Source organism: Streptomyces sp. CA-142005, assembly GCF_050942335.1.
Classification (GTDB): Bacteria; Actinomycetota; Actinomycetes; order Streptomycetales; family Streptomycetaceae; genus Streptomyces.
In genome coordinates this window covers 9,317,911-9,336,490 of the sequence record NZ_CP192078.1, presented here as the reverse complement: position 1 = coordinate 9,336,490, position 18,580 = coordinate 9,317,911, and the positions used below count along the sequence as shown (strand labels likewise).

The 18,580-nt window shown below is 71.3% G+C and carries 19 protein-coding genes and 1 tRNA gene; 12 read left to right on the top strand and 8 right to left on the bottom strand.

Translation table 11 applies throughout. The features are described from left to right. Nucleotides 1-133 precede the first annotated feature (133 nt). Nucleotides 134-1,015, top strand: coding sequence for a DMT family transporter (locus tag ACQPXS_RS43035; RefSeq protein WP_433454915.1), 882 nt, complete (start codon nt 134-136; stop codon nt 1,013-1,015). 39 nt (nt 1,016-1,054) lie between these two features. On the opposite strand, the gene ACQPXS_RS43030 is transcribed toward ACQPXS_RS43035, so the two are convergent. Then, a complete protein-coding gene (locus tag ACQPXS_RS43030) occupies nt 1,055-1,669 on the bottom strand; it encodes a TetR/AcrR family transcriptional regulator (RefSeq protein WP_433454914.1) in 615 nt (204 codons plus the stop codon). Between the two features lie 82 nt (nt 1,670-1,751). Between ACQPXS_RS43030 and ACQPXS_RS43025 the strand changes: the two genes are divergently transcribed. The 4 genes from ACQPXS_RS43025 (at nt 1,752) to ACQPXS_RS43010 (ending at nt 5,219) form a co-directional block, all read left to right on the top strand. Beyond that, nucleotides 1,752-2,573 (top strand): SDR family oxidoreductase, encoded by an 822-nt coding sequence (locus ACQPXS_RS43025; RefSeq protein WP_433454913.1) that lies wholly within the window; start codon nt 1,752-1,754, stop codon nt 2,571-2,573. A 38-nt stretch (nt 2,574-2,611) separates the two neighbouring features. Then, complete coding sequence (locus tag ACQPXS_RS43020; protein WP_433454912.1) at nt 2,612-3,076, top strand: hypothetical protein; 465 nt, start codon at nt 2,612-2,614, stop codon at nt 3,074-3,076. Nucleotides 3,077-3,404: 328 nt separating this feature from the next. Next, nucleotides 3,405-4,679, top strand: a complete 1,275-nt coding sequence (locus ACQPXS_RS43015) for a hypothetical protein (protein WP_433456205.1) — start codon at nt 3,405-3,407, stop codon at nt 4,677-4,679. A gap of 66 nt (nt 4,680-4,745) precedes the next feature. Further along, the gene (locus ACQPXS_RS43010; RefSeq protein ID WP_433454911.1) at nt 4,746-5,219 is read left to right on the top strand and encodes a universal stress protein; all 474 of its coding nucleotides are present in this window, start codon (nt 4,746-4,748) and stop codon (nt 5,217-5,219) included. Nucleotides 5,220-5,230: 11 nt separating this feature from the next. Here ACQPXS_RS43010 and ACQPXS_RS43005 read toward each other — a convergent pair whose 3' ends face one another. Further along, entirely contained in the window at nt 5,231-5,620 is a 390-nt protein-coding gene (locus tag ACQPXS_RS43005) for a RidA family protein (protein ID WP_390679816.1), read from the bottom strand. An 87-nt stretch (nt 5,621-5,707) separates the two neighbouring features. On the opposite strand from ACQPXS_RS43005, the gene ACQPXS_RS43000 reads away from it, so the two are divergent. Next, nucleotides 5,708-6,616 (top strand): LysR family transcriptional regulator, encoded by a 909-nt coding sequence (locus tag ACQPXS_RS43000; protein WP_433456203.1) that lies wholly within the window; start codon nt 5,708-5,710, stop codon nt 6,614-6,616. 16 nt (nt 6,617-6,632) lie between these two features. Here the strand turns inward: ACQPXS_RS43000 and ACQPXS_RS42995 are convergent, their stop codons facing one another. Then, nucleotides 6,633-7,115, bottom strand: a complete 483-nt coding sequence (locus tag ACQPXS_RS42995; protein WP_433454910.1) for a carboxymuconolactone decarboxylase family protein — start codon at nt 7,113-7,115, stop codon at nt 6,633-6,635. 375 nt (nt 7,116-7,490) lie between these two features. Here ACQPXS_RS42995 and ACQPXS_RS42990 point away from each other — a divergent pair, with 375 nt between their 5' ends. Beyond that, nucleotides 7,491-7,826, top strand: a complete 336-nt coding sequence (locus tag ACQPXS_RS42990) for an antibiotic biosynthesis monooxygenase family protein (protein ID WP_433454909.1) — start codon at nt 7,491-7,493, stop codon at nt 7,824-7,826. 26 nt (nt 7,827-7,852) lie between these two features. Here ACQPXS_RS42990 and ACQPXS_RS42985 read toward each other — a convergent pair. From ACQPXS_RS42985 to ACQPXS_RS42975, 3 genes are all read right to left on the bottom strand, one after another. Beyond that, nucleotides 7,853-7,927: transfer RNA gene (locus ACQPXS_RS42985), tRNA-Leu, on the bottom strand. A gap of 51 nt (nt 7,928-7,978) precedes the next feature. Continuing rightward, entirely contained in the window at nt 7,979-8,857 is an 879-nt protein-coding gene (locus ACQPXS_RS42980) for an LLM class flavin-dependent oxidoreductase (protein ID WP_433454908.1), read from the bottom strand. Nucleotides 8,858-8,923: 66 nt separating this feature from the next. After that, nucleotides 8,924-9,943, bottom strand: a complete 1,020-nt coding sequence (locus tag ACQPXS_RS42975) for an aldo/keto reductase (protein ID WP_433454907.1) — start codon at nt 9,941-9,943, stop codon at nt 8,924-8,926. A 239-nt stretch (nt 9,944-10,182) separates the two neighbouring features. Here ACQPXS_RS42975 and ACQPXS_RS42970 point away from each other — a divergent pair, with 239 nt between their 5' ends. From ACQPXS_RS42970 to ACQPXS_RS42960, 3 genes are all read left to right on the top strand, one after another. Further along, complete coding sequence (locus ACQPXS_RS42970) at nt 10,183-10,794, top strand: TetR/AcrR family transcriptional regulator (RefSeq protein ID WP_433454906.1); 612 nt, start codon at nt 10,183-10,185, stop codon at nt 10,792-10,794. Between the two features lie 151 nt (nt 10,795-10,945). Next, nucleotides 10,946-11,707, top strand: a complete 762-nt coding sequence (locus ACQPXS_RS42965) for a tetratricopeptide repeat protein (protein WP_433454905.1) — start codon at nt 10,946-10,948, stop codon at nt 11,705-11,707. 87 nt (nt 11,708-11,794) lie between these two features. After that, nucleotides 11,795-13,090 carry an alpha/beta hydrolase family protein gene (locus ACQPXS_RS42960; RefSeq protein ID WP_433454904.1) on the top strand — a complete coding sequence of 432 codons (1,296 nt, stop codon included), beginning with the start codon at nt 11,795-11,797 and terminating at the stop codon, nt 13,088-13,090. Nucleotides 13,091-13,130: 40 nt separating this feature from the next. Here the strand turns inward: ACQPXS_RS42960 and ACQPXS_RS42955 are convergent, their stop codons facing one another. Beyond that, nucleotides 13,131-13,430 carry a hypothetical protein gene (locus tag ACQPXS_RS42955; RefSeq protein WP_433454903.1) on the bottom strand — a complete coding sequence of 100 codons (300 nt, stop codon included), beginning with the start codon at nt 13,428-13,430 and terminating at the stop codon, nt 13,131-13,133. Between the two features lie 278 nt (nt 13,431-13,708). Here ACQPXS_RS42955 and ACQPXS_RS42950 point away from each other — a divergent pair, with 278 nt between their 5' ends. Together ACQPXS_RS42950 and ACQPXS_RS42945 are read left to right on the top strand one after the other, a co-directional pair. Continuing rightward, nucleotides 13,709-14,749, top strand: coding sequence for a trypsin-like serine peptidase (locus ACQPXS_RS42950; protein ID WP_433454902.1), 1,041 nt, complete (start codon nt 13,709-13,711; stop codon nt 14,747-14,749). Nucleotides 14,750-14,872: 123 nt separating this feature from the next. Beyond that, nucleotides 14,873-16,519 (top strand): APC family permease, encoded by a 1,647-nt coding sequence (locus ACQPXS_RS42945; RefSeq protein WP_433454901.1) that lies wholly within the window; start codon nt 14,873-14,875, stop codon nt 16,517-16,519. 46 nt (nt 16,520-16,565) lie between these two features. On the opposite strand, the gene ACQPXS_RS42940 is transcribed toward ACQPXS_RS42945, so the two are convergent. After that, nucleotides 16,566-18,401 (bottom strand): arabinofuranosidase catalytic domain-containing protein, encoded by a 1,836-nt coding sequence (locus tag ACQPXS_RS42940; RefSeq protein WP_433454900.1) that lies wholly within the window; start codon nt 18,399-18,401, stop codon nt 16,566-16,568. Nucleotides 18,402-18,580 lie beyond the last annotated feature (179 nt).

Below are 18,580 nucleotides of genomic sequence, written 5' to 3'. Positions count from 1 at the left end.
TCACCGGGCGGGGCCCGCTCGTGTGATCGGCCTGCCGCAGCGGGGGCCGCCGACCGGCGTCCGGGCGCCTCCTTTCGTAGTCTGAAGAGACCGGAAGCTCCTCCGGGAGGCCTCCCGCAGGCAGGAGACGGTCGTGATCGAACTGGCCGCGGCGTTCGCCGTCGCGGGCGCCGCGAGCAACGCCGTGGGCACCGCCTTCCAGCGCAAGGCCGCGTCGGCGAGCAGTCGCGGCGGCCTCCGGCTGCTCGCGGAGCTGGTGCGCCGGCCCTTCTGGGTGATCGGCATGTGCGGTGTGGTCTGCGCCGCGCTGTTCCAGAGCCTGGCCCTGGTCAACGGCCCGCTCGCGCTGGTCCAGCCGCTCTTCATCCTGGAGCTGCCCTTCGCGCTGCTCGTCGCCGCCCCGCTGATGCACAGACGGCTGCCCCACTGGGGCTGGTGGGGCGTCGGCGGCTGTGTGGCGGGCCTCGCCGTGCTGCTCATCGCCGCCGCCCCGCACGGCGCCGTCAACCACGCGCCGCTCAGCCGCTGGATCCCGGCGCTGCTCCTGTGCCTCGGCGGGATGGCCGCGGCGGTGCTGCTGTCCGGCCGGGGCAGTTCGCCGGCCCGGCGCGCCGCGCTGCTGGCCGCGGCCTCCGCCACCGGCAACGCGCTGACCGCCGCCCTGCTGAAGTCGGCCAGCGGCACCTTCGCCGACCACGGTTTCGCGGCGTTCCTGCGGTCCTGGCAGACGTACGGCTTCGCGCTGGCCGGCGCCGGGTCCGTGATCCTGCTGGAGAACGCGCTCCAGGCCGGTCCGCTCGCGGCCGCGCAGCCCGCGCTGACCATCGGCGACGCCGTGGTGAGCCTGACGCTCGGCATAACCCTGTTCGACGAGCGGATCCGCACCGGCTGGTGGCTGGTCCCGGAGGCGGTGGGCGCCCTGATGATCGTCGGGGGCGTGGTGGTGCTCAGCCGGGCCGTCCAGCGCATCGTCGTGGTGCCGGTCGTGGCCGAGGAACGGAACCTGGCGACCTGAGCGCCGCCTCTCCACCCCTCCCCGGCGGGGTGAGCTCACCTACCGCTCGGCGATCCCGTCGATCCACGACTGGAGGCGTTCGCCCTGGGCGGCCATCAGTCCGGGGTCGCGCAGGGTGTTGGTGAGGACGGACATGCCCTGGTAGGCCGCGACGAGTTCGACGGCGAGGGCGGCGGCGTCGGCGCGTCCCAGCTGGGCGAACTGGGACTCCACCCAGTCGAGCAGGGCCCGCATGACCTTCGCGGCGGCCCGGTCCAGGCCGTCGTCGCGCTTGTCGAGCTCGGTGGCGAGGGTGCCGAAGGGACAGCCAAAGCGTGCCGCGGTCTCGCGCTGGTCGACCCAGCCGGCGACGAGGGCCTTCAGCCGGGCGGCCGGATCCGGGAGGGCGTCCAACCGGTCGGTCAGGGCATCCAGTTGCTCGCAGTGGGCGTCCACCGCGGCTTCGACCAGCTGGTCCTTGGTCTTGAAGTAGTAGTAGACGTTGCCGAGCGGCACCTCGGCCGCACGGGCGATGTCACCGAGAGTGGTCTTCTCCACACCCTGCTCGTGGAAGACCTGGACGGCCGCCTTCACCAGGCGTTCGCGCTTGCCGCCCGGGCGGGATCGCCTGGGTCGCGCGGCCGGGGCCGCCGTGGCGGGATCTGAGTCAGTCACCTGACTAAGCATAGACAACGAGCGACGCCGCGGATTAGAGTCCCGAGTTAGTTAGTCAACTAACTCAGTTGGAGGAGTTGCCATGATCGTTGTCACGGGTGCTACAGGGAACGTCGGACGGGCCCTGGTCGCGGCGCTGATCCAGGCCGGGGAGACGGTGACCGCGGTCGCCCGGCACATCGGCGAGGGGGACGTGCCGCCGGGCGTACAGGCCGTCGCAGCCGACCTCGCCGAGCCGCAGAGCCTCGCCCCCGCACTGGCGGGCGCCAAGGCACTGTTCCTGCTCGTGGCCGGAGAGGATCCGGTCGGCATCCTGCGCCGGGCCGCCGCGGCCGGCGTGGGGAAGGTGGTGCTGCTGTCCTCGCAGGGCGCGGGCACCCGGCCGGACACGTACGCGCACGCGGCACGCTTCGAGGCGGCGGTGGCCGAGTCGGGGCTGCCGTACACCGTGCTGCGCTCGGGTGGGCTGGCCTCCAACGCGCTGGCCTGGGCCGAGCCGGTGCGCCGGCACCGCACCGCGGCGGCACCCTTCGCCGATGTGGCACTGCCGTTCGTCGACCCGGACGACGTCGCCGCGGTGGCGGCGGCGGTACTGCGCGAGGACGGACACGACGGCGTGACGTACACGCTGACCGGCCCGGAGCCCACCACCCCACGACAGCGTGCCGCGGCGATCGCCGCCGCGCTCGGGGAGCCGGTGACGTTCGTGGAGCAGAGCCGCGAGGAGGCCCACGCGCAGATGGTCCGGTTCATGCCGCCCGCCGTCGCCGAGGGCACGCTCGCCGTCCTGGGCACCCCCACCCCGGATGAACAGGCGGTCGGCCCGGACGTGCCGCGCCTGCTCGGCCGCCCCGCGGCCCCCTTCTCCGCGTGGGCGGCGCGCAACGTGGCGGCGTTCCGCTGAGCCGCCGGCGGTGACGGCAGGGCTGGGATGCTGGGGCGATGAGCGAGAAGGCGGGACGCGTCGACGGGGACCCCGTACACCCGGGCACGTATGCGCGTGTCGAGCGTGAGCGACGTTTCCTGCTCGCCGCCCCGCCCACGCCGTCGGCGGTGACCGCCACCCGCGTGATCACGGACCGCTATCCGCCGGGCACCCGCTTGAGGCTCCATCGCGCCGAATCGCCGCACGGCTCCACCGAGTTGAAGCTCACGCAGACGGTCCCGGCCGCCCGGCCCGGCACCGTACAGGGACTGGCCACGAACATCCATCTGTCGCCGGCCGAGTACGACGTACTGGCCACGCTCCCGGCCCGGACCCTCACCAAGACCCGTTGCAGCGTGCCGCCCCCAGGAATCGATGTCTTCGCCGGCCGGCTGCGCGGACTGGTGCTGGCGGAAGCCGAGTTCGCGACGGACACGGAGGCCGAGTCCTTCCCCCGCCGAACGAGTGCGTGGCCGAGGTGACGGACGTCGCCCGGTTCACCGGCGGACGCCTCGTCCGCGCGACCCGTGCGGAACTGCTCACCTGGCTGGCCGAATACGGCATCCGGCCCGGGGTCCGCCAAGGGTCGAGACGGGCCGCGTCATGCGACCGCATCACCGCTCGGCGGCACCCCGGCCTGGGACGCCGTAGAGCCGGACGGGTGACACCGGCCTTGCTTGACGGCCACTTTGCGCGCCACACCGCACCCTTTTAACGAGTTTGTATATTTATATCCTTTATGGTGAAAAACGACGGGAGTTTCGGCTGAGGGTCTGCACAACGCGTCGCGGCAGGGCGCGGGTTGGGATGATGGCCGTGGGTGGAATCAGCCGCCGGAGTGTGGCACGTCTCGGTCTCGGTGCCGGTCTCGGTGTGGCCGCCGCGTCGTTCGCCGCCTGCGGTGGCCCGGGCGGACGGGACGGTGCCCCCGGAAGCCCGGACGAGCAGAGGGCGGTCCGGCTGATCGGGGACGGCTCGACGTCGTACACCGGTCGCCAGCCGCACCAGCCGGCGTCGCCCCTGCCCCTCGAACCCGGTCAGACACCACCGCAGTTCGTGGTGTTCTCCTGGGACGGCGCCGGCGAGTTGGGCACCGGCCTGTTCCCGCGCTTCCTGGAGCTCGCCCGCACCCACGGCGCGCACATGACCTTCTTCCTGTCCGGGCTCTACCTCCTGCCGGAGCACAAGAAGCGGTTCTACGACCCGCCGAACAACCCGGTCGGCGCCTCGGACATCGGCTATCTCACCGAGGAACACCTCAAAGTGACACTGAAGTACGTCCGTGCGGCCTGGCTGGACGGCCACGAGATCGGCACACACTTCAACGGGCACTTCTGCACCGGCGCCGGATCGGTGGCCAACTGGACTACCGAACAGTGGCGTTCGGAGATCGAGCAGGCACGGACCTTCGTCAAGTCGTGGCGCACACATACCGGTTGGCACGACGAACCGTCGCTCCCCTTCGACTACGACAAGGAACTCGTGGGCGGCCGCACCCCGTGTCTGCTCGGGCAGTCGAACCTGCTGCCGGCCGCACGGGAACTCGGCTGGCGCTACGACGCCTCCTCACCGGGCGGAGTGCAACGCTGGCCGAGGAAGCGGGGCGGCATCTGGGACCTGCCGCTGCAGAGCATCCCGTTCCCCGGGCACACCTTCGAGGTGCTGTCCATGGACTACAACATGCTGGCGAACCAGTCCAAGACCACGACGCGGGCGCCCTCGTACAACTACCCCTACTGGCGGGCCCAGGCGACACAGGCGTACCTGGCCGGGTTCCAGCGGGCGTACGAGACCAACCGGGCGCCGCTGTTCATCGGCAACCACTTCGAACAGTGGAACGGCGGCATCTACATGGACGCGGCCGAGGAGACGATCAGACAGATCGCCGGCCGGGAGGACGTGCGCCTGGTCTCCTTCCGGCAGTTCGTCGACTGGCTCGACTCCCAGGACCCCGAGATCCTCGCGAAGCTGCGCAGCCTCCAGGTCGGTGAGAAGCCGGAGGGCGGGTGGACCGCGTTCCTGCGCCCCGCCGGCCGCGCACGGGACCGGGCGGGAGCCGCCGGGCGACGGACGCAGATGCGCTGAACGGCCATCCCCCGGGAGCACCGACGCACCGCCCCGGAACCGAAGCCGCCTTCCGCCGATCGGACTTTGCTCGCCGGGCTGGCCGCGTTGCGCCGCGGCATCGTGGAGGCGCGCAGAACCGGCCGCGCGCTGGTGGCCGTTCGAGCCTGGGAGCCGTCGGAGGGCGACGCCCTCTACCGGCGCCCGCCCGCGCCCTCGTGGGCCCGGCTGCGGGCCGACGAGGCACGGCGGCGGCTGGACAGGGCCTTCGAACCGGCGGTCGGCGGGCCCCCGGCCGACCTGCGGATCGTACGACGGGTCGTCAGAGGCCCCGCGGGGCCGGTGCTCTGCTCGGTCGCGTCGTCCCCGGACGACCTGCTGGTCGTCGGCATGGCCAGGCCCAGCGGTCCGGCGGCCCGGCTGCACCGCCGGCCGGTGCACCGGCACGTCCCGGCCCGGGCCCGGTGCGAGGTCCTGGTCGTGGCCGGCCCCCGGCTGCTGCCACGCGAGGCACGGATCCTGCGACGCGGCCGGCACGGGGAGCGGTGGGCCCGGCCATGACGCGGGCCGGATCAGTCCGCCTGGCGGCGGGCGTCCACCTCGATCTCGATCTTCATACGAGGGTCGGCGAGGCCGCACTCCAGCATGGTGGCGGCCGGGCGGACGGCGCCGAAGCGGCGACGCAGCACCGGCCAGCAGGGCTCGAAGTCCGCGCGGTCCGGCAGCAGATAGCGCACCCGCACCACGTCGGCGAAGGTGCACTTCGCCTCGGTGAGCGCGGCCTCGATGTTGCGCAGGCACTGCTCGGCCTGTTCCACGACGTCGTCCGAGATCGTCATGGTGGAGTAGTCGAAGCCGGTGGTCCCGGAGACATGCACCCGGTCGCCGTCGACCACGGCACGGGCGTAACCGATCTGCTCCTCGAAGGTCGAGCCGCTGAGGATCGCACGTCGCTCTGTCATGCGCGGAACGCTAGGTGACCAGCGTCGATACGTCTAATACGAACCGCGGCATGGAGTGATATCTCTGGGCGTATGGACTTTGCGCGGATGGACCGGCCCGAACTCCCGCCGGCGCAACTGCACGCCTTCGTCGTGCTCGCCGAGGAACTGCACTTCGGTCACGCCGCCGCCCGTCTCGGCATCGCCCAGCCCCCGTTCAGCCAGCAGATCCGCCGGCTGGAGGAGAAGGTCGGATACGCGCTCTTCGACCGTGAACCGGGGCGCGTGCGGCTCACGCCGGCCGGCCGTGCGCTGCTGCCGGCCGCCCGGCAGGCACTGGCCGGGCTCGCCGACGGGCTGGCCGCGGCGCGGGCCGTGGGCAGCGGCCGGTCCGGCCGGTTGCGGATCGGCTTCGCCGCCTCGCTGGCCCTGACCGTCCTGCCCGGCCTGCTGCGCGACTTCCGGCAGCGGTTCCCCGACGCGCATCTCGACATCCGCGAGATGACCACCGCGCCGCAGCTCGACGCCCTGCGGGACAGGACCATCGACATCGGCCTGCTGCGGGAGCCCCCGGCCGACGTGTCCGAGCTGGGCTTCAGGACCGTACTCAGCGAGCCGTTCGTGGCCGTGCTTCCGGCCGCCCACCCACTGGCCGCCCGACGGACGGTGCCGCTCGCGGAGCTGGCGGGCGAGCCGTTCGTCCTGCTGCCGCGCGCCGTCGGCCCGCAGCTGTACGACGGGATCACCGGCCTGTGCGAGGAGGCGGGATTCACGCCCCGGATCTCGCAGCACGCGGTGGAGTGGCAGACGGTGTGCGCCCTGGTGGAGACGGGGCTGGGAGTGTCCCTGGCGCCCGCGAGTATCCGTCGAGTCCGGCTCAAGGGCGTGGCCTTCCGCAGGATCGTTCCCGGCACGGCTCGTACGCGGGTCGCCGTCGCCTGGCGCGAAAACGACCGCAATCCCCTGATCACCCGGCTGCTGGAGACGATCGGTCAAAACCCGCGGCCCACGCCCTGAGCGTGGACGCGTGCCGTCAGCGCTCCGGCCGCACCAGATGCCTGCTCATGATCGAGACCCGGTTGAAGGCGTTGATGGTCACGGCCACCCAGATCACCGCCGCTATCTGGTCGTCGGTGAGCACGTCCCGCGCCGCCGCGTAGGCGGCGTCCTGCGCGGCGGCGTCCGCGGCGGCGGTGGTCGCCTCGGCCAGCGCGAGGGCGGCCCGTTCGGCGGGCGTGAACAGCTCGGTGTCACGCCAGGCGGCGAGCACGCCCAGGCGGTCCGGGGTGTCGCCGGCCCGCAGCGCGGCACGGGTGTGCACGTGCAGGCAGTAGGCGCAGCCGTTGATCTGGGACACCCGGAGGTTGACCAGCTCCACCAGGGTGCGGTCCAGGCCCGCCTCGGCCGCGGTCGTCCGGACCGCCTCGGATGTCTGCACCAGCGCGTGATACGCCTTGGGGCTCTGCTTGTCGATGAAGATCCGCCGCGTGGCGCCGGCCGTGACGGGACTGCTCAACTGGACTCCTCCGACTGCGGTGGCCAACCATCCCTTAGATGTTGAATTATAAACTACCACGTGTGGACGGCCGGCTTCCGTGGTACGTCACCGCCTGCTCGCCCCGTCCTCCACCCACCGACGGCCGCTGCGCCGCCCTGAACGTCCGACCAGGACGCACTGCCGCCGACCCCGGCGGCGACGATCCCGCGAACCCGCAGGCGCACCGACCACAACCCCGTGCACCGCGAGGAATACCTCCTGCACGCACACCGCAGGGTGTGAGTCGCGGACCCTGGCGCACAGGCGACCTGATCCCGTGCGGCCCGCCTCCGTTCGAGGGAAAGCGAGGCTGCACCGGACACTCCCCCGCCCGGTAAGGGGAGAAATAGCTACATGACTGTTACCGTTCAGGTCGACTCGGCACGCCCCGTGGCGACGCTCATCAACGTCTTCACCGTCCCACCCGAACGCCAGGACGAGCTCATCGCCCTGCTCGCGCGCGCCACCGAGGAGACGATGAGGCACCAACCCGGCTTCATCTGCGCCAACTTCCACGCCTCCCTCGACGGCGAACGCGTGATCAACTACGCGCAGTGGGAGACCGAGGAGCACTACCGGGCGATGCTCGACAACCCCGAGGCCCGCGTCCACATGGACCAGGCGGCCGGGATCGCAACGGATGTGCAGCCGCGTCTCTTCCGGGTCCGGTCGACGCACTCCAGGGCGTGAGGGCCGCTGCCGCCGGCATGGGAAGGGGCGGGGCGGCCGGATTCGAACCGACGTCCTCCGAGATGCTGTCGCGGCGCACTACCTCTGTGCTACGACCCCGCCTTGCCGATGATCATACGCCAGGACCGGGCCGGGAGGGCCGCCGGGCCGGCTCAGACCGAGGGGCTGATGAGCTCGTCGGTGACCCACCGGGCGACCCCGGCGGGGTACGGCGAGGGCAGTCCGAGCACGATGTGCCGGAAGCCGGCGTCGATCGCCTCGCCGATCGTGTCCCGGGTGCTGCCGGGCTGGTCGTAGGACACGGGCAGGTGGATCGAGCGGGTGACCGAGGCGGGGTCACGGCCGATCTCGGCGCAGTAGCGGTCCAGCAGCGCGCTGCGGACGGCGATGTCTTCGATGTCGCCGCCGCCGGGGATGTTCCACAGGTCGGCGTGCTCGGCGACCACGCGCAGTGTCGCGGACGAGCGGCCGCCGATGAGGATCGGCGGGTGGGGGCGCTGGACGGGTTTGGGGTTTCCGAACGCTCCGGTGAGGTGGTGATGGGTGCCGTGGAAGTCGAAGGGTTCGGCTTCCGTCCACAGCCGCCGGATCACCGTGCAGGCTTCGGCGAGGCTCGCCACGGCGTGCGCGGAGTCGTGGAAGGGCAGGCCGTGTGCCGCGTACTCGCGCCGGGCCAGGGGATGGCCGGGGCGTGAGCCGACGCCGATGCCGAGGTCGAGCCGCCCGCCGGAGACGATGTCCACGGTCGTGGCGATCTTGGCCAGCAGCGCGGGCGGACGGAACCGGTTGCTGGTCACGAGCACGCCGATGCGCAGGCGCCGGGTGTGGGCGGCGAGGGCAGAGAGCAGCGTCCAGCCCTCGAAGACCGGACCGTCCGGGTCGCCGAAGATCGGCATGAGGTGATCGAACAGCCAGGCGTGCTCGATCTGCGGGATCGCGTCCGCCTCACGCCAGACCCGCAGAAGGTCGTGGTAGTCGACCTGCGAGGGCGCGGTCATGATGCCGAAGCGCGGCCGGGACGGGTGCGGCATGAGGTGCTGGTCCTTTCGGCACACGGAACTGGGTGGTCCGGGACATGGCGGCGGTGGTCGCGGCGCTCACCGGCGTCGCAGTGCGGGGTCGAGCAGCGCGGGCGGGGTGTCGTGCTTCTCCTCGGGAGCCAGGTCGACACCGGGGGCCACGATCGCGTCGATGGCGTCGAGCACGTCGGCGGACAGCGCGGTGTCGGCGGCGGCGAGTTGGGCCTGCAGGTGGTCCGGCGTGCGGGGGCCGATGAGCGCGCTGGTCACCGCGGGGTGCGCGGTGACAAAACCGAGCGCGAGCTGGATCAGCGTGAGGCCGGCCTCGTCGGCGACCCGGGCCAGTCGCTCGACGGCGTCGAGCCTGGCCCTGTTGGCGGGAACGCTCATGTCGAAGCGTTGTGGCAGGAACGCCGAGCGGTGGGTCCTGATGTCCCGGCCGGCGCGGATCGCGCCCGACAGCCAACCCGAGGCCAGCGGGCTCCACACCAGCACACCGAGCCCGTACTCCTCGGTCACGGGCAGCACATGGCTCTCGATACCGCGCTGCAGGACGGAGTAACTGGGCTGTTCGGTGACGTAACGGCTCAGGCGGTGTTCGCGGGCGGCCCACTGGGCCTGGACGATGCGGTACGCCGGGAACGTCGAGGAGCCGAAGTAGCGTATTTTTCCCGCGCGTTGCAGGTCGGTCAGGGCCGACAGGGTCTCCTCGTCGCTGGTGTTCGGGTCCCACCGATGGATCTGATAGAGGTCGACGTGGTCGACGCCGAGGCGGCGCAGGCTGTCGTCCAGCGCGGTGACCAGCCAGCGGCGTGAACCGCCCCGGTGGTTGCGCTCGTCGCCCATGGGCATGGCGGCCTTCGTCGCCAGCACGATGTCGTCACGGCGGCCCGCGATGGCCTTGCCGACCATCTCCTCCGACTCGCCGTCGCCGTACATGTCGGCGGTGTCGATGAGGTTGATCCCGCCTTCGAGAGCGGCGTCGACGAGGGCGGTGGCCTCGTCCTGGGTGGTGCGTCCGATCCTGCCGAAGTTCATCGCGCCGAGCGCGAGGGAACTGACCTGCACGCCGGTGCGGCCCAGGGTGCGGTACTGCATGAGCTGTCTCCTCACTGCGGGGGGAGCGTCGTAGAAAACCGATGGCCAGAAGGGATGTGTCGCGGAACCCGCTTGCGGGAGGTGAAGCGTCGTGACGACGGCACGGCCTGCCCTCGCCGACCCGGCTTGGCGGTCGGCCCGGCACTCTGACACCATGAGCAAAGCGGAACGTCGTTCCGGTAAAGACGATACGGAATACTGTTCCGTTTAGCAAGCATGGCTGTGGAAGGAGCTGCGCTGTGAACGACAGCGGCGAGGGACCGGGCGGCACGGCCCGGCCCAGGCGGAGCGACGCCCGGCGCAACAAGAAGACGCTGCTCGACGCGGCCGCGGCGGCCTTCGTCGCGTCGGGCGTGGAGGCGCCGGTACGCGACATCGCGGCGCGGGCAGGGGTCGGGGTGGGAACGATCTACCGCCACTTCCCGACGCGTGCGGATCTCATCATCGGCGTCTACCGGCACCAGGTGGAGAGCCTGGCCGAGGCCGGTCCCGCCCTGCTGGAGTCGAGTGCCAGCGCCCATGGCGCACTCGGGCGGTGGATCGACCTCTTCGTCGACTTCCTGGTCACCAAGCACGGACTCGCCGCCGTGCTGAAGTCCGACAACGCCGGCTTCGACACTCTGCACAGCTACTTCCTCGACCGGCTCGTCCCCGTCTGCACCGAGCTGCTCGAAGCCGCGGCCGCCGCCGGCGAGATCCGCTCCGACCTGGACGCCTACGAACTCATGCGGGGTGTCGGCAACCTCTGCATCGGCGCGGAGAACGACCCCCGGTACGACGCGCGCCGACTGGTGGAGTTCCTGATCCAAGGCCTGCGCGCCGAGCACACCGACGACCGGCCCGGCAGGTGAGGGACGGGATGCACGGCATGGCCCGTGGCGTACTGCCGCCACTCCCTCCAGCCTGCGTCTGTGGCATCCGTATGCTCCCGGCATGAAACTCTTCCGGTCGCGTGGCCGAAACGATGCGGGAAAGACCCCGACATCCCCCTTGGCACAGGTCATGAGCCTGTACAAGGAAGGGCGTTACGCCGAGGCGGAGGCCGAGGCCCGCGCCGTTGCCGAGGCCGGGTCGGTGCTGCGACTCGATTCCTTCGGGCCGCTGGCACTGAGCGTCGCAGCGCTCGCGATGGGCGCCCAGGGCCGCCATGCCGACGCCCTCGCCACCTACGACGAGCTGCTGCCGGTGTTCGGCCGGGCCTTCGGCGCCGAGCACCCGCAGACGCTCAAACTCCGCTCGGACCGCGCGCAGACGCTGCTCGCACTCGACCGGTATGCCGACGCCGAGGTGGAATGCGCGGCAGTCGCCCGGATCGCCGGCCGTGGCGTGGGACCGGAGATGCCACTCATAGCGGGGGCTGCCCACAACGGGCTGATCTTCGCTCTCAACAAGCAGGGCCGCCACCAGGAGGCCGAGGCGATCGCTCGCGACACCCTCGCCGACCACCGCGCACCGAGCCGGCTGTCACTGGTCCTCCATCTCGGTCTGACCCGCAGTCTCAACGGTCAGGGCCGCCACGAGGAGGCTCTCGCCGAGGCGGAGCGCGCCGGCGCGCTGTGCCGGAAACTGCCCGAGGACCTCTACCGCGCGGAGACCGGGGCCGTCGAACTGGCCGTCGCCACCGCGCTTTTGGGGCTGGGCCGCGCCGCCGAGGCCCGCACCCGGGCCATGGCCGCCCACGACACCTGCCGGGACGCGTTCGGCCCGGACCATCACCGCACCGTCGAGGCCCGGGTGCTGCTCGACCGCATCGACGGCATGTGACAGATCAGCCCCTACGGATACCCCGAGACGCAAGATCGGGGACTTCCCCCGATGCGCGGAGAGCCGACGTGCCGTCAGGCTTCATCCATGACGTATCAGCTGCCGCCCGCACCTCGCAGGGGCACCCGGCGACGAGCGCTCGCCGCCTGCGCCGTCACCGCGCTCTTGACGCTGACCGCGGCTCTGCCCGCCGCCGCGGCCACCGGAAAATCCCCGGCCCCCGCCGCCCCGGCCCCGTCGTCCACTCGCCCCCTCTCCCTTCCCGCACCGGGCGGCAGATTCCGGGTCGGGGAGGTGGACCTGCACCTGGTGGACCGCTCACGGCCCGACCCCTGGCATTCCGGGCAGGGCCGGCGCGAGCTGATGGTCAGCGTGTACTACCCCGCGACGCCCACGGCCGGCCGGTCGGCGGCCCCGTACATGCTGCCTGCGGCGGCCGTCCACTTCGACGAGGTCACGGCGAACGACTACCTCGGGCTGCACGTTCCGCCCCGCCGGGCCGACTGGGCCCGCACCGTCACCCACGCGACCCGGGGCGCTCCCGTGGCCGCCGGGCAGGGCGGGCGGCTTCCGGTGGTGCTCTATTCACCGGGGCTGGGCGAACCGCGCGCCTGGGGCACGACGTTGGCGGCCGGTCTGGCCGGCCGGGGCTACGCGGTCGTCACCATCGACCACACCTATGAGTCGCCCGAGGTCCAGTTCCCGGACGGCTCGCTCGCCACGATGCCGCCGCCGCCCTCGAGTCCCGACGCGGCCGACGCGTATGTGCGCAAGGCACTGTCGGTCCGCGTCACCGACACCAGCTTCGTCCTGGACCAGCTCCAGGCGCTGCACAGCGGCCGGAACCCGGACGCGGACGGACAGCCGCTGCCGAAGGGCCTGGCCCGGGCGCTGAAGCCGGCCGAGGTGGGCATGTTCGGCCATTCCATGGGCGGTACGGCCGCCGCGCTGGCGATGGACGCCGACCACCGGATCACCGCGGGGATCGACATGGACGGCAACCTGACCTACCTCGACGGTTCGCTCATGCCCGTCGCCCGACACGGACTCGACCGGCCGTTCCTGCTGCTGGGCAAGGACGGCGACACGGACACCGGCCCGGGCTGGCAGGCGTTCCGTGCCCACACCCCGGGCTGGAACCGTCAGCTCACGCTGCGCGGCTCCGAGCACGGCTCGTTCACCGACGCGGAGGCGCTCGTGCCCCAGCTGCATCTACGGCCCTGCGAGCGGACCGACGACATCGGCACCATCGCCCCTGCCACCGCGATACGCACCAACGAGGCGTACGTCTCCGCCTACTTCGATCACTGGCTGCGCGGCGGCAGCGGCCGGCTGCTCGCGGGGCCGTCACCGAAGTATCCGGACATGGTGTTCGTGAAATGACCGGGCCGCCTGCGAGAAGGCAGCGGGAGCGTCACAGGGGCTAACAGGAGGGAGGGGCGTAACGCGCCAGCTGATCCTTGATCCACGGGTCGAACACCGCCAGGCGGTGCCGGGCGGCGGGATCGAACATCGCCAGCTGACCGGCGACCCACGGGTCCATGCACGGGAGCCCGCGGTGGCGGTACTCGGCGTGGCCGACGGGCCCCGGCGTGGCGCCGGCGGTGGTGTGTCCGGTGTCCTGTGGAGCAGCAGCCGCGGGGCTGCCTCCGACGAGGAGCGCGCCGGCGGCCATCGCGGTGGCAGCACCGGCGGCTCCCACGTTCCGTATCAGCTTCCTCATGGCCTTCTCCTTCCGATGGAGCCGATGACTCCTCTGGCCGGTAGGGGCGTCTACCCCGCAGGTGGCACCTCACTCGTCTCATTCGTCTCCCGGGTCCGCACCCGGGACGCGGCGGGCGGTTTCCGGCTGACTGCGGCCGATCTTGGGAACGCCGACGAGATGTGTCCCGGGAGAGTCGTCGGGCTTGCTGTGCGACCCGGTACGGCTGCGAGCGCTGTCGTGTCCGGGGGCGCGGGCTTATGGTGGGCCGTCATGTGCGTCCGCTCTGAGGGGAACTGATGGAGCCCGGGACCAGGATCGCGCGATACGCCGCCGCCGGTGCGGCAGCCCTTCTGCTCTGTGCCGGCTTCACCACGACGGTGTCCGCCAAGACAGCCACGGCGCCCGCCGACACCACCACGGCATCCGACGGCACCATCATGGTCGACCCCAACCCGCTCGCCGATCAGCTCGACGCCTACTGGACGCCGGCCCGCATGGAGGCCGCGCTGCCCGCCAACGCCCTCGAAGGCAGCGGCACCGGTGCCGATACGACGGCGACCGGTGCGGCTCCTGCCGTGGACGGCCCCCGGCCCGGCGAGTACATCCCACCCAGCAGGAGCTTCGACGGCATCCCCCAGGCCGGCACCTTCTTCTGGACGGACGCCACCGGTGCCGGCCGGACGTGCAGCGGCTCCGTCGTACGCAGCCCCGGTCGCGACCTGGTGCTGAGCGCCGGCCACTGCCTGAAGGGCTACGCGGGTACCTCACCCAAGCGGCATCTGGCCTTCGTCCCGCAGTACCACGACAGCCTCAAGCCGTTCGGGGTCTTCCCCGTGCGCACCAACGGCGTCTACGTCTCTCAGCAGTACTACGACCTGGGTGAACACGCGGGCGCCGCCTATGACTTCGCCTTCGCGGTCACCGAGCCCAACCAGGAAGGAACACGCCTGGAGGACGCGGTCGGTGGAGTGCGGCTGCTCACCGGGACCGGCTACTACCACGCCCCGGTACGGATGATCGGCTATCCGGCGGGCGCGGAGAAGCCGCTGGAGTGCTGGAGCTGGACCACCCGGTGGGACAGCGACGACCCGGCCGACCCGGGCACGTTCCCGCGCATCGCCTGCGACGCCTTCGTGGGCGGGACCAGCGGTGGCCCCATGCTCGTGCCCTGGCCCGGCGGATGGGCGGTCGTGGGAGTGATCGGCGGCTATCACACCGGCGGCGACACCCCTCAGGTCTCCTACAGCGCCTACTTCGGCGCCGCCACCCGGTCCCTCTACCGAGCTGCGGTCACCGGGGGCCCACCGGCCGGTCCGCGGCCCACGTCCGGCTCATAGGCGGGCGCAACACCGTCAGAAACCGGTGCGCGCACGGCGAGCGCCCTGACCTCGTCATCGTGGCACCATGGTGACGAACATCACGCTAGTGATGTTCGTCACCCTATCGAGGGGGCGTGCACCATGGCTGTGTCAAAGACGGCGACCGGCCCCAAGACCCGGAAACCCGGGCTTCGGCGTGAGATCGGCTTCGTCGGCCTCATCTGGGCCTCGGAGGGGTCGATCATCGGGTCCGGGTGGCTGTTCGGCGCGCAGGGTGCCCTGGCGGCCGCCGGGCCGGCGGCGATCATCTCCTGGGCCATCGGCGGCCTCGCGATCCTGATCCTGGCGCTGGTGCACGCGGAGCTCGGCGGCATGTACCCGGTCTCGGGTGGCACCGCGCGCTTCCCGCACTACGCCTTCGGCGGCGCCGCCGGCGCGTCGTTCGGCTGGTTCTCCTGGCTGCAGGCGGCCACGGTGGCGCCCATCGAGGTGCTGGCGATGATCACCTACGGCCAGCACTACTCCTGGGCGAGCGGCTGGGAGAAGGTCAAGGGCGGCGAGCACGTCCTGACGCCGACCGGAATCGCCGTCGCGGTCGGACTGATGGCGGTCATCACGGCCATCAACTTCCTCAGCATCCGGCTGCTGGCCCGCACCAACAGCGCGGCGACGTGGTGGAAGGTCGGCGTCCCCCTGCTGACCATCTTCGTGTTCGCCATCGCCCAGTTCCACACGAGCAACTTCACCGCGGCCGACGGCTTCAGCCCCTACGGGGCCAAGGGCATCCTGTCCGCCGTCTCCACCAGCGGCATCATCTTCGCGCTGCTGGGCTTCGAGCAGGCCGACCAGCTCGCCGGCGAGAGCGCCAACCCCAAGCGGGACATCCCGCGGGCGGTGATCGGGTCGATCCTGCTCGGCATCGTCATCTACATCCTGCTGCAGGTCACCTTCCTCGCCGCGCTGCCCGCCTCCCAGATCGGCCACCACTGGGCCGATTCCGCGTTCACCGCGCTGAGCGGGCCGTTCGCCCAGGTCGCCACGCTCATCAGCCTGGGCTGGCTGGCCACGGTCCTCTATCTCGACGCCGTGGTCTCCCCGGCCGGCACCGGTCTGATCTACATCACCGGCTCCTCCCGGGTGTCCTACGGCCTGAGCCGCAACGGTTATGTGCCGTCCGCGTTCGAGAACACCAACCGGCGCGGTGTCCCCTGGGTCGGTCTGATCACCGCCTTCGTGGTCGGCTGCATCTGCTTCCTGCCCTTCCCCAGCTGGCGTTCCCTGGTCGGCCTGATCACCAGCGCGAGCGTGCTGATGTACGCCGGTGCCCCGCTCTCCTTCGGGGTGTTCCGCAACCGGCTGCCCGACGCCCACCGCCCCTACCGGCTGCCGGGCGGCGGCGTGCTGTCTCCGCTCGCCTTCATCGTCGCCAACCTGCTGATCCTGTGGTCGGGTTGGACCACCGACTGGAAGCTGGGCGTCGCCATCCTGCTCGGCTACGTCATACTGATCGCGAACCGGGTGTTCAAGATGAACCCCATCACTCCCCAGCTCGACCTGCGCGCCGCGCAATGGCTGCCGGTCTACCTGGTGGGCATGGGGCTCATCGTCTACCTCAGCGACTTCGGGCCGCTCCGGCACCCCTGGTTCCCGTTGTGGTGGGACATCGGCGTCACGGCCGCGTTCAGCCTCGTCATCTACTACTGGGCCATGGCGGTCGCCCTGCCCAGCGAACAGATCCAGGGGCTGATCGACCAGGTCGTGGTGCCGGAGGAGGAGAACATCCACTGACACCCGACGCGGCTCGACGCCGTAGCGGTCCAGGGGTGATCCGCTGTCAGCCCAGCCGGAACTTCTGGGCCGCCGAGCCGTTGCAGTCCCAGATCTGCAGCCGCGTCCCGTTGCCCGTCGCACCACCGGGAGAGTCCAGGCACCGACCCGACTGCGGATTCAGCAGCGAACCATCACCCTGCTGCACCCACTTCTGCCCACCCACACCATCGCAGTCCCACAACTCCACCTTCGTACCGTTCGCCGTCCCGTTCCCGTCGATGTCCAGACACCGGCCCAGCGTGCCGAGGGAGCTGTCGGTGCGGTGGTACCAGTGCTGGTCGACCGCCCAGGACTGGCAGTCCCACAGCTGTACGGCCGCCCCGTCGGTGCCGGTGTCGTCGGCCGCCACGTCGACGCACGTGCCGCCCGGTCCCGCGATCGGGGCACCGCCGTCGACCGAGAACTTCTGGGCCGCCGAGCCGTTGCAGTCCCAGATCTGCAGCCGCGTCCCGTTGCCCGTCGCACCACCGGGAGAGTCCAGGCACCGACCCGACTGCGGATTCAGCAGCGAACCATCACCCTGCTGCACCCACTTCTGCCCACCCGCACCATCGCAGTCCCACAACTCCACCTTCGCACCGTTCGCCGTCCCGTTGCCGTCGATGTCCAGACACCGGCCCAGCGTGCGCAGGGTTCCGTCGGCGTAGTGGGTCCAGTGCTGGTCCTCCGCGTACGACTGGCAGTCCCACAGCTGTACGGCCGCCCCGTCGGTGCCGGTGTCATCGGCCGCCACGTCGACACACGTGCCGCCGGGGCCGGTGATGGTGCCCTGAGGGCCGTTGGGGACGTTCGTCTCACCGGAGTAGCCGACGGAGACGATGTTCGCCTGGACGGCGTTCTCGGCGGCGTCGGTCGGATAGCCGGAGACCATCACGCCCTCGAAGAACGTGCCCATGTTCCAGTTGCTGTTGTCGCCGCCCGTGCCGAGGATGATGCCGCCCTCCTGGTGCATGGGCTGATAGCCGCCGCGCGTGGGCAGGGCGCCGTCCCACCAGGTGGTGAGCCCGCCCGACTGCGCGTCGCCGCCCTTGAGCGCGTACCGCGTCTGCCCGTTGTTCTTCAGCACGGCGGTGACGAAGGTGCTGCCGTTGCCCCGGTTGGCGGTGTTGGAGCCGTTGCCGCCCTGGAACATGCCGTTCTCCAGGTCGGCCTCGACCCAGGGCCCGGAGCCGGTGCACGGTGCGAAGTAGCAGGTGGTCGCGAGGCTGACTGCGTCCATGTGGCCGTTGCCGGTGTCGGCCGGTGTGCTCTCGGCGTTGCCGTAGTCGAAGCAGCAGGCGGAGCCCACGTGGGTGCCGCTGGCCACCATGTAGGCACCCTCCGGTTGTCCGTTCACGGCGACACCGGAGGCGGCGCCCGTGTACCGGTAGCCGACTCCGGGTGAGATCCACACGCCGTACACCTTGTGTCCGCCGGCGGTGACGGCGAGCTCGGAGGCGTCCGCGCCCCGGTCCGCGCCCATGCCGGCGGTGCCCGCCGGGCCCGGGGTGAGGTCGTTGTGCCGGGAGGTCTGGTCGTAGATCTTCGTGATGGCGCACGTGGTGTCCGCGCAGAACCTGTCCTGCCGGCCGGCGTCGGCGTAACCGCCCGGGGAGAGCGGCCCGATGTCGGTGCCGGCCCCGTCGGAGGCGCGGGTGACCCGGTACAGCGGGCCGTCGTAGGAGGCGAAGAGCGCGCGCACCGTGCTGTGCGCGGCGACGCAGGGAGTGCCGGCGGCGCCGTAGATGTCACAGGGCAGCGAACCCGCGGCCTGTGACGGTCCGGGCAGGCCGAGCAACGCGCCGAGGACGAGGCCGACGACGGCCAGGAGCGACGCGAGTGATCTGGGGCTTCCGCGCATGCTGGGCTCCTCGATGGGGGGTGATGGGGGCTGGGAGCAGTCGAGTTGGAGCGCTGGAGCGGCCGTTGCGGACCGTACGCACGGTGGTGGTTGCCGTCAAGATTTGTTGCTTTGGCCTTATGAAAAGTTTTGGACTTGGGTCAAGGTGACGGACCGAAGGGGCGAGCTTCGGGACAACG

Excerpts from the sequence above, each read along its gene's own strand:
- ACQPXS_RS43020 (WP_433454912.1), top strand. The coding sequence starts at position 2,612 with ATGAGCGAGAAGGCGGGACGCGTCGACGGGGACCCCGTACACCCGGGC.
- ACQPXS_RS43015 (WP_433456205.1), top strand. The coding sequence starts at position 3,405 with ATGGCCGTGGGTGGAATCAGCCGCCGGAGTGTGGCACGTCTCGGTCTC.
- ACQPXS_RS42945 (WP_433454901.1), top strand. The coding sequence starts at position 14,873 with ATGGCTGTGTCAAAGACGGCGACCGGCCCCAAGACCCGGAAACCCGGG.
- ACQPXS_RS43000 (WP_433456203.1), top strand. The coding sequence starts at position 5,708 with ATGGACCGGCCCGAACTCCCGCCGGCGCAACTGCACGCCTTCGTCGTG.
- ACQPXS_RS43005 (WP_390679816.1), bottom strand. The coding sequence starts at position 5,620 with ATGACAGAGCGACGTGCGATCCTCAGCGGCTCGACCTTCGAGGAGCAG.
- ACQPXS_RS42955 (WP_433454903.1), bottom strand. The coding sequence starts at position 13,430 with ATGAGGAAGCTGATACGGAACGTGGGAGCCGCCGGTGCTGCCACCGCG.
- ACQPXS_RS42965 (WP_433454905.1), top strand. The coding sequence starts at position 10,946 with ATGAGCCTGTACAAGGAAGGGCGTTACGCCGAGGCGGAGGCCGAGGCC.
- ACQPXS_RS42950 (WP_433454902.1), top strand. The coding sequence starts at position 13,709 with ATGGAGCCCGGGACCAGGATCGCGCGATACGCCGCCGCCGGTGCGGCA.
- ACQPXS_RS43025 (WP_433454913.1), top strand. The coding sequence starts at position 1,752 with ATGATCGTTGTCACGGGTGCTACAGGGAACGTCGGACGGGCCCTGGTC.
- ACQPXS_RS42990 (WP_433454909.1), top strand. The coding sequence starts at position 7,491 with ATGACTGTTACCGTTCAGGTCGACTCGGCACGCCCCGTGGCGACGCTC.
- ACQPXS_RS42980 (WP_433454908.1), bottom strand. The coding sequence starts at position 8,857 with ATGCCGCACCCGTCCCGGCCGCGCTTCGGCATCATGACCGCGCCCTCG.
- ACQPXS_RS42960 (WP_433454904.1), top strand. The coding sequence starts at position 11,795 with ATGACGTATCAGCTGCCGCCCGCACCTCGCAGGGGCACCCGGCGACGA.
- ACQPXS_RS42975 (WP_433454907.1), bottom strand. The coding sequence starts at position 9,943 with ATGCAGTACCGCACCCTGGGCCGCACCGGCGTGCAGGTCAGTTCCCTC.
- ACQPXS_RS42940 (WP_433454900.1), bottom strand. The coding sequence starts at position 18,401 with ATGCGCGGAAGCCCCAGATCACTCGCGTCGCTCCTGGCCGTCGTCGGC.